This is a genomic window from Methanospirillum stamsii (genome assembly GCF_003173335.1).
Lineage (GTDB): Archaea > Halobacteriota > Methanomicrobia > Methanomicrobiales > Methanospirillaceae > Methanospirillum > Methanospirillum stamsii.
The window spans coordinates 22728-35259 of sequence record NZ_QGMZ01000011.1 but is presented as its reverse complement, the minus strand read 5'-3'; the positions used below and the strand labels follow the sequence as shown (position 1 = coordinate 35259).

Below are 12532 nucleotides of genomic sequence, written 5' to 3'. Positions count from 1 at the left end.
ATGATTATAGCAGAAAATCTGACCCGAACTTATGATATGGGAAAAGTTATTGTCCATGCTTTACGGGGAGTTTCACTGACTATTCAGAAAGGTGAATTTATCGGAATTATGGGAGCTAGTGGATCCGGAAAGTCCACCCTTCTTCACTTACTCGGTCTTCTTGATAAACCAACAAAGGGGCGTATAACTCTTGCCGGAGTGGATGTGAAGACTCTTAATGACCGACAGCGAACACGATTCAGGTTGAAAAGACTCGGTTATGTTTTTCAGGATTATGCTCTTGTACCTGAACTTACGGTTGAAGAAAATGTTTATCTTACCTCGATGATTCGGGGAACGAGTAAGGAAGAATACCAGGCACAAACGTATAGTATCCTTGAACGAATCGGGCTTTCTGACAGACTCAATCATAAACACAATGAACTTTCCGGAGGACAACAGCAGCGGGTTGCAATTGCCCGGGCTATGGTGAACAAACCTGAAATTTTGTTTGCTGATGAACCCTGTGCAAACCTTGACTCAGAAAGTTCACGAAATGTTTTAGATCTCTTCAAACAAATCAACAAAGAAATGGCTCAGACCATTGTTATGGTATCCCATGAAGACTGGCATACGGAATATTTTGATCGGGTTATTATCCTCCGGGACGGGCTGATTATATCAGATGGAAAAAAATCTGATTAATTTTTTTTAAATCATTAAAAATTTAGATTGTTTTAGAAAAAATTTCTTCATTATCTGCATTCAGATAATCTTCATGGATTTCCTGCCGGATAAATAATGATAATACAAAGATGATTATTGCAATAATAAATGAACAAAAGAAGGCGAGATCAAATCCCGCAGTCATTAATTCTAATTTGATGTGCACCGGAGCAGATTCTGTAATGCCCCGATGTTCTGCTATGGATAATATTCCCTGAACAAATATCAGATTTGCAAATGCAATTCCAAGGGTCATTGGGGCAAATCGTTCAAGACTGGTAAGACTTGATATCATACCCTGATATTTTTTTGAAACTGAATTCATTATCATATTCGATATCGGTGTCATCATCAGACCCATTCCAAATCCAATTAACAGAAGAGAAAGAATAACAGATTCAATGTGAGTCTCTATTCGTAGGCGAGTCATGAGGAAATATCCTGCAATAAGGATGATTCCTGCACATATACACAATTTTTTTCCGCCTACCCGGTTAAAGAAGAAACCGGCAATAATACCGGAGATCATTAGAGCAACAGAAAGTGCAGTCAAAATAAATCCGGCATCTGATGTGCCATAACCTTTAACGTATTGAAGATAAAAAGGGAGGAGATAATTTACTCCGGCCAGACTGAAAAATACTAATCCCAGGATTAGATTTGTCATCAGAAAATTATAATTTTTGAAGAGGGTTAATTCAAGAAGGGGATCAGGAGTGGTCAATTCATGTCGGATAAAAATCGCAAATAATAAAAAGGCAAGGATAAGAGTTCCAAGAATTGTTGGTGATGTCCATCCAAGTATTTGACCTTCTGTTATTGCAAAAAGAAATGCGGCCAGTCCGGTGAAAATTAATAAACCGCCGGTTTTATCAAATCCCTTATAATGCGGATTATTTGGAGATTTTGGAATGACTTTTTTTCCAAGAATAACAGCAAAAATTCCTACAGGTACATTAATAAAAAAGATCCAATGCCAGGAAAGGTACTGGGTTAGAATACCGCCGACTGTTGGCCCAATTGCAGTTCCAAGTGCTGCAGCGGTCATTATTATGCCCATCGCTTTTCCTTTCTGGGCCATTGGAATGAATGCAGTTATCATCGCCGGAGCAATTGCAGTAATCATGGCACCTCCAATAGCCTGAAATATTCTTGACCCGATAAGGATTCCAAATGAATTCAAAAAATCCGGAAGGAAGCCGCAGAGAAATGAGCCAAGAGAAAACAATAAAAATCCGGATAAAAATACTTTTTTAAAACCAATTCCATCTGATAATTTTCCAAAAATTAGGACGCAACCAGCCATTACCAGTAAATAGATGGTCGAAACCCAGCTTACGGTACTGGAAGAGATGTCAAAGGAAGATGAGATTGTTGGAAGAGCAATATTAACAATAGTTCCATCCAAAGAGGACATAAATGAAGCTAGGGAAATAGATATTATCAGAAGATTTAAATTTTCAGATTTAATCTTAATCTCTGAATGTTCCATCCTGAATTATTAGAGTGTATCCATAATATAGGAGTGAGATATATTCCGGAAAATTTTCGGGACTCTTTTTTTATAAAAAACTCGAAATTTCAGATATGAATCAATAATTTGTTAGGTAATTTTCTTTCAGAAGTGACAGTAGTTTTTCAGGGAGAAGAATTTAGAAAAACATTATAAAAATGAAAAAATTTAAAGTGATAAATTAGAATTAATGTCTTTTCTTAGAGGCATTAAGGGAACCGGATGAGTTCTTTTCCTGTTCTGCCGGTATCTTATTATTTTCAGGAACAACAGATACCTGTTTTTGATGCTTTTTAGACATGTTTTTCATCTCGTTCTTTCGAACTTTCAATGAACCTGATTGTTCATCTACATTCTTCTGTTATTATTATCAGGTTAAATAGGTTATTGAGAGTTTTAAAAAAAACATGGCTCATATTTTTAGAATATTGCATTTAAGAAGAATAATAGAGATATATTTAAAAAATAATGAAATTTCAGAATTGATCAATTACTCGAAAAAATTGAGGGGATTTTTATTGTGAGCGCAAAAATATGAGGGAGATGAACTAAAAGATTTTGTCAGACATTTTGATAAAATTTAAAAATGTTTTTATAATGGCATTCTTTATCTGTAAAAAAACCATAAGAAATCCAGTAAAATTTATTAAAAAATGGTTATCTAAAGATGTTCAAATTTTTAATTAATTAATAAAAATAAATTACAGGAATCGAATGAATTTTTGCCCATTCTTAAATAAATTTTAATGTGTTAATATTTTCTTATATTTTGTCGTACATATACATATCTTTAATTATTGTTGGCGATCAAAGGGCTGTATGAAAAATTTACATATAAAGAACTATTTGAATTTTGGTATTGGAAAAAAAATTCTTGCATTATGTCTTGTTTTTTGTATCATCCTTCCAATCCTTGTTGGAGGAATTGCTTACTATGTTGCTATTGGAGTAATGAATCAGGAAACGAAAATTAATCTGATAAATCAGGTCTCTTCTACAAAAATTCTAACTTCAAATATAGATAAAATCAATCAGAAGTCACAGGATAAAGATACCGTTATAGAGATTTTAAAGCAACAAATCCGCGACACTTCAGTTGGAACAACTGGTTATATGTATGTTCTCAATAGTGAAGGAATTCTTCAGGCACATCCGAATCTTGAAGGTGAAAGTGTCGCTCAATATGATTTTATCCAGGAAATATTGAAGGAAAAAGAAGGCTACATCAAATATGTCTGGGAAGGGAGAGATAAAGTGGTCGCTTATTCTTATTATGAACCGTTTGACTGGATAATTGCTTCAGGCAGTTATCTTGATGAATTTGAGGGACCTTTAGAAGCAATAAAAAATGCAATAATACTTACTGTGATACTCAGTGCTCTGATTGGTGGGATTTTGGCATATATACTTGCACGAAGTATCACCAGGCCTTTAAAAAAAGTGGTTGAAATGATTTCAGAATTTTCTAAAGGCCATTTGGGAATACGCCTCTCGATGAAAAGAAAAGATGAAATCGGAACCATGGCTAAAGCCATGGATTCATTTGCTGATTTTTTACAATTTTCAGTTATGAAAACTATAAAGCAGATTGCAAAGGGTGAAAAAGCAGCATTATTACAAAATCAGGATTCACAAGATGAAATCACTCCAGCTTTGAATAAAATGATAGAGACATTAAACTCACTTCTGGATCAGATGGCAATTCTAATTGGAGATGCACAGGAAGGAAAACTTCAGTCACGGGGAGATATTTCAAAATTTGAAGGCATATATCGTGAATTAGTAATAGACATAAATGCGATGCTTGATGCGATAACAGTTCCCCTTGATGAGACTCTTAAAATAGCTGAACGTTATTCACAGGTTGATTTTGATGCAAGATTTGAGGATAAAATTTTGGTAAAAGGAGATCTTTTAAAATTAAAAATAAAACTCAATCAGATAGGAGAGCATGTTGGGAGAGAATTAAAATTAGTGATAGATGAAATATCAACACATGTTCAGTATCTTTCTGATTCTGCACATTCCTCAGCGAATACTGTTGAACAATTGTCAGCAGGTGCCGATGTAATTGCACAGAATGTAGATAAAGTTCAGACAAATGCAGATTTAACAAAACAGTCTGTAGAACAGGTTCTGACTGCAATGGAAGATCTTTCAACATCAGTCACGACGGTAGCATCAAAAGTAGATTCAGTGTCCAGATTAAGTCAGGAGGCAGACACCTCATCTGTACAAGGTGTTACTCAAGCTGCAGTTGCAGAAAATGGTATAAATGCAATAAATTTAGCAGTGAGTGATGTAGGAGTAATAATTTCTGATATTAAAGGACAAATGGAAGAAATTGGAAACATTGTTGCAGTTATTAGTAATATTGCCGATCAGACTAATCTTCTCGCATTAAATGCAGCCATAGAAGCAGCACGAGCGGGAGATGCAGATATGGGATTTGCTGTGGTTGCAAATGAAGTTAAAACACTTGCCCAGGATTCACAAGGATCTGCAGAAAATATTACAAACATTATCTCTTCCCTTCAAACACAATCAGAAAAAGCTGCAATAGCTATGAATCTCGCATTAAATGAAGTTTTGAAAGGCTCACAAGCAATAACGGATACGATATCTTTCTTTAGATCGATTGCCAATCAAACCAAACAGATATCCACCCATATGGTAGAGATTGCCAGTTTATCAGAAGAAGAGGCAGCTTCAGTAGAAGAAATTACTGCGAGTGTTTCTGAACTCAATACTCTGGCAACATCAACAGCAGAAGAAGCATTAGGGGCATCAGCAGCCTCTGAAGAAGCGGCTGCAGTTCTTAAACAATTATCCGAAATGCAGGAAGTACTATCAGAAGGAACAATGAAAATTAAAAATGCGATGATCCGCCTAACCGGATAAATTTTTTTTTTGTGGTAAATAAATTTCATATCAAAATTTTGTTAACCAACTGAATTTTGGCAGTGACTACTCTAACTGCAAAAAAATCGACGTTCACCTTTTTTTAGGAACAATCAGTGATATTTGTATTTATGGTTTTTAACAGTTTTTTCTAGGGTAATTTTCTGAAATCGGTGATTTTTATATCATTATTTATCTGCTATATCAAACTATCGCTATTGCTCAACAAAATTCAGCCATATAAATATTTTTCATGACAATATCTGATTGTCCACTTACGAACATTAAATGTGAAAATAAGTTGGGCATCTTATCACCGAGATCCTAATCTTTCCCGAGATTAGAAATAAACAAGCGGTAATATTTGAGAAGGAAATTCCCTCCCTTCTCTATCTATTCTATGATAATTTTTCTGTCAGAAATCTTTTTATCAGCGCACTGAAATTTTTCGATAAAGATATGAAAAGATTATAAAAGTTAGCTTTTATCATAAAATTTAATTCTGCTAATTGAGATAAGGTTAATTTAATTTATTTAATAAATAGACTCATACTAAATCATTCATTGCAATAATTTGGAATCTAAAACCGAAATCTATAAACTATACTGGTATAACAGATGGTTTATTCACATTATGAACTGAAGGATTATTATTTATCTGAATTACCAGATCGATAAAGAGTGGTATTAGACTAATATTTCTCTGAATTTATCTAAAAAAGAAACAACGGGAAGTTATCTTAAATTCAGATCAAATTATGGAGGTTCATTTTGTGATTAAAGGTGCAATATACCTTTCCGCTTGTAACAATTAACTCGGGAGATCTAGATGACAGAAGGGATAATCGGTTAGTAACAATTCAGAGTTTGGACAAGGACCTGAGTTGTTTCTTAACTGGTATTACATACAACAATGGCAGGTTTTCTTACATACCCAGAAAGGAGAGAAGCAAAGAATTTCTTTGAATTTTGTATATTACATATTGTATACACAAAATTATCTCTCATCCAGGTAATCCGGAAATGGAGCAAACTTTATGTTTTAGTGTATTTCCAGATAATGTCAGGACTATACTGTCTTGGAGTTTTGTTTTATTCTTCCCTTCTTCCGACCGTACCAGCATGGATTCTCTCGTGTAATGTATGGTTTCTCCTAATGAGGAGAAGTCATTCTTATTTTTATATTTTAATTTGCATGAAAAGATTTTCCAGTTATATCTGGATCTCTTCAAATCAGAGATTATATGTAAAAAAAGTTCGGGAGAATAGATTAATCTAATTATTGCTGGCTTTGCCAAGTTCGTAAGTGAGGATAGAAATGAAATATATTCAGACTACATGCCCGTATTGTGGAACCGGGTGTTCTTTCAATTTAGTAGTTCTCGATGGAAAAGTATCCGGAGTTGCTCCATACCAAAGATCTCCGGTAAATGAAGGAAAATTATGTCCCAAGGGAACTTATGCTCACGAATTTGTGAACAGTCCAGAGCGTCTTACAAAACCCCTGATAAAAAAGGATGGGGCATTTGTTGAAGTATCATGGGATGAAGCATTAAAAGTAGTTGCTGAAAAATTTAAATCCTATAAACCTGATGAATGTGCCTGTCTTGCTTCTGCAAGAACTTCTAATGAAGATAATTATGCAATGATGAAATTTGCCCGTGGAGTGCTTAAGACTAAACATATTGATCACTGTGCACGACTTTGTCATGCATCCACTGTTGCAGGTCTTGCTAACATCTTCGGTTCAGGAGCAATGACTAATTCAATAGGTGATATCGCTGATGCAAAATGTGTTTTTATCATCGGTTCCAATACCTTTGAGAATCACCCGCTAATTGGTCGCCGTGTGATGGAAGCTAAAGCAAACGGTGCAAAAATTATCTATGTAGATCCTCGTCTCACTCCGACTGGAAAACAGGCTGATCTCTATCTTCAATTCTATTCTGGTACTGATGTCTGCCTTCTAAACGGAATGATGCAACTTATTATTAAAAACGGTTGGGAAAACAAGGAGTTTATTCAAAACAGATGTAATGGATACGATGACCTGAAAAAAGAGGTTATGAAGGATGACTATTCTCTTGAAAATGTTTCAATAATAACCGGAGTTCCTGCAGAAAAGATTAAAACCGCAGCAGAGTGGTTTGCAAAATCCGGAGCTACTGCAATACTTTATTCTATGGGTATTACTCAGCACACAACCGGTGTTGACAATGTTAAGTCATGTGGTAATATTCAGATGCTGACCGGAAACCTCGGAAGACCTGGAACCGGAGTAAATGCACTCCGTGGACAAAATAATGTCCAGGGAGCCTGCGATATGGGGGCACTTCCAGTAGTTTATACCGGATACCAGAAGGTCATAGATGAGACAGCAAGAAAGAAATTTGAAGATGCATGGAAATTTCCGGATGGTATTGCAAAAGGGGAAAATGGTTATGAAGTAACCACCTTGATGAATGTCCTTTCTGATAAACCTGGAGAAATTAAATGCCTTTACATTATGGGCGAAAACCCAATGATTTCAGATCCGGATTTAAACCATGTAGCACATTCTATGAAAAATCTGGATTTCCTTGTGGTACAGGACATTTTCCTCAATGAGACTGCAAAACTGGCAAATGTTGTCCTCCCGGCAGCTTGTTATGCAGAGAAGAACGGAACTCAGACCAGTACTGAACGCCGCGTTCAGATGTGGAGAAAAGCTCAAAACCCTCCCGGAGAAGCTAAAGGAGACTGGGAAATCATTGCTTCAATAGCAAAAGCCATGGGTTATGGTAATCAGTTTGCATGGAGTAATTCTGAAGATGTTTTTAATGAAATTGCATCACTTACACCCTCTTATGCCGGAATGACCTATCAACGTCTGGCTAAACCTGAAGCTCTTCACTGGCCCTGCCCATCCAAAGATCATCCTGGTACACCGATTCTTCATGGAGAAAAGTTTGGTATGCCAGATGGCAAAGGTCTGATGACTGGAATTCCATTTAAATATCAGGCAGAACGTCCGGATAAGGATTATCCATTCCTGCTCACAACCGGAAGAAGTCTCTGGCAATGGCATACGGGAACTATGACCCGGAGATCAAAAAGTCTTGAGCGTGAAGAACCAACAGGCTGGATTGAAATAAACACTGAAGATGCAAAAAATTTGGATATTAAAAATGGAGAACTTGTAAAAGCGGTCAGTCGTCGTGGAGAGATAAAAATTACCGCTCGTGTTACCGATAACATCAAGAAAGGGGTCATGTTTATCCCATTCCATTATGCAGAATGTGCAGCCAATATGCTGACCATCAATGCCCTGGATCCAATCGCAAAAATTCCGGAGTCCAAGGCTTGTGCGGTGAAAGTAGAGAAGATTGCAGAGGTGAAATAAGATGGCAGCAAAAGGGGATATGATTTATGCCTGGACAACAGATTCCGAAATTGCAAAAAAAGCAGAATGTGGTGGTGCTGTTACCGCACTTCTTAAATATGCACTTGAAAATAAGATGGTCGATGCTGTTCTTGCTATAAAAAAGGGCCAGGATGTTTATGATGCTGTCCCGACCTATATCACCGATCCCAAAGATCTAAAGGATACGGCAGGATCATTACATTGTGGAAGTGTATTATTATCAAAAGTTATCTTAAAGTATCTCAAAGGGGCAAAAGATAAAAAAATTGCAGTAACGGTAAAGGGTTGTGACCTAATGGGTCTCTGTGAACTTGCAAATCGGAATGAGATAAATTTGAACAATTTGCTCCTCATCGGTGTAAATTGTGGAGGAACTGTCTCTCCTGTTAAGGCCCGGAAGATGATAAAAGAAGCTTTCAAGGTTGATCCGGACACTGTTCACAAAGAAGAAATTGATAAGGGACAATTTATCATAGAATTTGAGGGGGGACATAAAGGGATTTCTATAGATGAACTCGAAAATGAAGGATTTGGACGTCGTTCCAATTGTCGCCGGTGTTTATACAAAGTCCCAAGACAAGCAGACCTTGCTTGTGGTAACTGGGGAGTTATAGGCGAAAAAGCAGGTAAAGCTACATTTGTTGAGATCTGTAGTGATAAAGGATCTGACCTTATCAATAAGGCCATTAAAAGTGGTGCAATAGGAACCAGCCCGGCAGAACCTAAAGGTATAGATATTCGGGGTAAAGTAGAAGGAGCTATGTTAAAACTTGGTCAGAAATGGCGAAAGAAAGACTTTACCAATCTTAAGAATAATCTTTGGGAAACCATTAGTAAAGAAACGTCCCGATGTATCAAGTGTTATTCCTGTATTGAAAATTGTCCGGTTTGTACAACTTTAGATATATCAGAAAATGGTAAGAAATCTCTTATGGTTGATGATGGAACAATACCTCCGAATCCAATGTTCCATATGAGAAGATTTGCACATATTTCAGATTCATGTATCAATTGTGGGCAATGTGAAGAATTGTGTGCTATGGATATTCCTCTTGCTCTCTTTTCCCATGCAATCCGGTCCGAATCAGATATTGTCTTCGAACCCAAATTAGGAGATCCTGTTTATAAAAATTAAAACTCAACCTATTTTTTTGATTTTTATAGATATTTATTATATAGACATCCATCTGCTTTTTGGAACCAAAATTTCAAATCGTACTCCTTTTCCATATTCTCCGGTTTCATGAATGCTAATTCCCGTAAGGGATAAAATCTCGCGAATAAGAAACATACCAAGGCCGGTATTACTCCCAAAGCCACGTTCGAAAATAATTTCCTTATCTTCATCAGTAATACCAATCCCATTATCTTCCCAAATTATTTTCAGATTATTTCCGCAAATCTTTGCAGATACATGAATTTTTGATACATGCCCTCCATGCCGAAGAGAATTATCTAAAAGATTAGAAAAAACCTTTTTTAGCATAGGGTCGGCAAAAATTGAATACCCGTTAACATCCGGAATAAAACTATACATACTGCCCAAATCAGAAATTGGCATAACAGAGATCAGTTCCTGCCAAATAGGTTTATTAATACCTAAATCTTCATAAATTCTAGTAAATTCAATTTGTGATCGAATTGCAGTTGTTGCGTACTCAATTTTTTCAAGATTTTCCTGTATTGCAGAAATTTCCGGATTCAGTTTCGCTGCATCAAGATAAGTAAAAATAATGGAAATTTTATTCAGGATATCATGCCGGGTAATACTTGTTAAGAGGTTAATCTGACGGTTTGCCTGCCTAAGGGCATTCTCTGCCTGTTTTCGTTCGGTTACGTCTCTACCTATGGAAATTATTGCTGGTTCTCCATTAATTATAATAATTCTGCTATTGACCTCAGTCGGAATAATTGTTTCATCTTTTGCAATCAAGAGTGTTTCAAATACCAACTGTCCGGATTCCCGCATTTTTTCAAATCTTGATTTTACCAGTTGATGATGGTCTGACTTTTCTACATCCCAAACAGAGAGATTCATTAATTCTTTATATGAATACTTTAATTTCCTACATATGACTTTATTTACTTCCAGAAATTTTCCATTCATATCATGGATTATTATGAAATCATTAGCATTGTTAAATATATCACGGAATTTCGTTTCACTCTCTTTTAATGCCTTTTCCGTTTTCTTTCGTTCAGTGATATCTTCATCAACTCCTGAATATCCAATAAATTCTCCATCTTCATCTAAAATCGGAGTTGCACATGTTGATAAAATGATAGTTGAACCATTTTTATGAATATTTAGATTAATGAAATTTTTAAATGGCTTTCTTGATCGGATTGTTTCGGTTATGGCCGTTTTTAATTCTTCACAGACATCAGGAGCAAATAAATCATAAAAGTGGTATATACCCACCAATTCTTCAGGCTTATATCCCAAAATATCTTCAATAACAGGGCTTGAATATGTAAAAACTCCCTTCGGATTTATTTCCCATATCCATGAACCCGCATTCCTGGTAACAGTAAGGAAGCGTTTTTCACTTCTTTTTAATGCTATTTCTGCCAGTTTTCTTTCCGTTATGTCCTGGTTGACTCCATAGGTTCCAATAGTTTTTCCTGTTTCGTCCTGAAGGATGGCATATCGGACGATGATATGTCTGACTTGCCCATCTCGTCGAATAATCCTGTGTTCAATCTGTTGAATTAAATTAGGATGCGTATTTTGTTTTACTTTCTTGATTTCTTCTGCAACGAGATGTAAATCTTTTGGATGGAGAAATTCACGTGCATAAGTTTGAGAGGGCATCCGGATACCCCCTTCACGTTCAGCCGTGGTTCCATACATTGAAAAAAATCTCTCATCAAAGATAAATTGGTCGTTTATTATGTCATATTCCCAATTAACCAGTTGGGCAAGATCCATAGCATCAGTGAGAGATCGCCGGATTTTGTTAAGGTTATAAATTCTATCAAAAGAAGTTTTAGTCAGATCTCGGATCAATTTCTTATTGACTCTCAGTTCTTCTTCAGTCTTTTTAAGATCGGTAAGGTTTTGGATTATTTCAATGGCTCCAATTACCTCTCCATTTGAATTATAGTGTTTACATACCTTAATGAGTCCGGATAATTGATGGCCTTTGGGGTTTTTTAGATCGGTCTCCGCAATAAGTGAGTTTCCAACCCAATGAACATTGAAATAATAATCTTCAATTTTTTGTATAGGCTCATTGATCAAATTGATGAGAAGAGGCCTCCGGTATCCATAGAAAGGGATTGCATAATCATAGTCGCCTCTCCCAATTATGTCTCTGAATGATACTCCGGTAAGTTCTTCAATAGCCCGGTTCCAGGCAACAACTTCTCCCTGAAGATTAATAGCAAATGTAGCATCCGGAATGAAATCAATGATATCAAAGAGATGTCTATCTGAATCCCGGATTGATTGCGTAGGAGTTTTTTTCCGGACGGATTTTAGGATTTTATCGGTTAAATCTTCAAACATCTCAATTGGTTCTGAACTTTTCCGGATGTAATAGTCTCCCCCAGAGTTAATTGTATCAATTGCTACTGATTCGTGGCTTCTACCGGTGAAAAGAATGAATGGTATATCTCCATAACGGGATCTGACTTCTTTTAAAAATGAGATACCATCAATATCGGGCATCAGATAATCAGAAATTATTGCATCATATTCTCCAATATTACAGGACTCCAGAGCCTCTCGTGCAGAAGTAAGTATACGGACCTTAAAGTATCCGGTACGTTCAAGAAATAATTTTGCAAGAACCAGAAAATCCATTTCATCATCAATATACAAAATGGACAACTGGCGATCTATCGGGTTAGATTCTTCTTCAATCATAAATTAATTAAGAAACTAAATATATTTCCACGAGATACCTTTTTTCCTTATGGGGTTATTTTTCTTTTGATCTATAATATAATAATTGTTATGTGTATATTAAAAAAATAATATAAATTTTACGCGATTTATTTTTTCT

General features: G+C 35.9%; 7 protein-coding genes. 4 read left to right on the top strand and 3 right to left on the bottom strand.

Annotated features, from left to right (window positions below):
• Positions 1–684: an ABC transporter ATP-binding protein gene (locus DLD82_RS05365; protein WP_109940082.1), complete on the top strand. Its 684-nt coding sequence runs from the start codon at positions 1–3 to the stop codon at positions 682–684.
• A 22-nt stretch (positions 685–706) separates the two neighbouring features.
• Here DLD82_RS05365 and DLD82_RS05360 read toward each other — a convergent pair whose 3' ends face one another.
• On the bottom strand, positions 707–2197 hold the full coding sequence (locus DLD82_RS05360) for an MFS transporter (RefSeq protein WP_109940081.1): 1491 nt from the start codon (positions 2195–2197) through the stop codon (positions 707–709).
• Between the two features lie 840 nt (positions 2198–3037).
• On the opposite strand from DLD82_RS05360, the gene DLD82_RS05355 reads away from it, so the two are divergent.
• Positions 3038–5119 carry a methyl-accepting chemotaxis protein gene (locus tag DLD82_RS05355; protein WP_109940080.1) on the top strand — a complete coding sequence of 694 codons (2082 nt, stop codon included), beginning with the start codon at positions 3038–3040 and terminating at the stop codon, positions 5117–5119.
• Between the two features lie 1004 nt (positions 5120–6123).
• Here the strand turns inward: DLD82_RS05355 and DLD82_RS18465 are convergent.
• Entirely contained in the window at positions 6124–6417 is a 294-nt protein-coding gene (locus tag DLD82_RS18465; protein WP_181391267.1) for a hypothetical protein, read from the bottom strand.
• Between the two features lie 20 nt (positions 6418–6437).
• Between DLD82_RS18465 and fdhF the strand changes: the two genes are divergently transcribed.
• The gene (fdhF, locus tag DLD82_RS05345; protein ID WP_394339580.1) at positions 6438–8501 is read left to right on the top strand and encodes a formate dehydrogenase subunit alpha; all 2064 of its coding nucleotides are present in this window, start codon (positions 6438–6440) and stop codon (positions 8499–8501) included.
• Position 8502: 1 nt separating this feature from the next.
• Positions 8503–9657, top strand: a complete 1155-nt coding sequence (locus DLD82_RS05340; RefSeq protein WP_109940078.1) for a Coenzyme F420 hydrogenase/dehydrogenase, beta subunit C-terminal domain — start codon at positions 8503–8505, stop codon at positions 9655–9657.
• 36 nt (positions 9658–9693) lie between these two features.
• On the opposite strand, the gene DLD82_RS05335 is transcribed toward DLD82_RS05340, so the two are convergent.
• Positions 9694–12393, bottom strand: a complete 2700-nt coding sequence (locus DLD82_RS05335) for a PAS domain S-box protein (RefSeq protein WP_109940077.1) — start codon at positions 12391–12393, stop codon at positions 9694–9696.
• Positions 12394–12532 lie beyond the last annotated feature (139 nt).

Bases quoted from the DNA above. Each gene is read 5' to 3' on its own strand.
- DLD82_RS05360 (WP_109940081.1), bottom strand. From the start codon at position 2,197: ATGGAACATTCAGAGATTAAGATTAAATCTGAAAATTTAAATCTTCTG.
- DLD82_RS05340 (WP_109940078.1), top strand. From the start codon at position 8,503: ATGGCAGCAAAAGGGGATATGATTTATGCCTGGACAACAGATTCCGAA.
- DLD82_RS05365 (WP_109940082.1), top strand. From the start codon at position 1: ATGATTATAGCAGAAAATCTGACCCGAACTTATGATATGGGAAAAGTT.
- fdhF (WP_394339580.1), top strand. From the start codon at position 6,438: ATGAAATATATTCAGACTACATGCCCGTATTGTGGAACCGGGTGTTCT.
- DLD82_RS05355 (WP_109940080.1), top strand. From the start codon at position 3,038: ATGAAAAATTTACATATAAAGAACTATTTGAATTTTGGTATTGGAAAA.
- DLD82_RS05335 (WP_109940077.1), bottom strand. From the start codon at position 12,393: ATGATTGAAGAAGAATCTAACCCGATAGATCGCCAGTTGTCCATTTTG.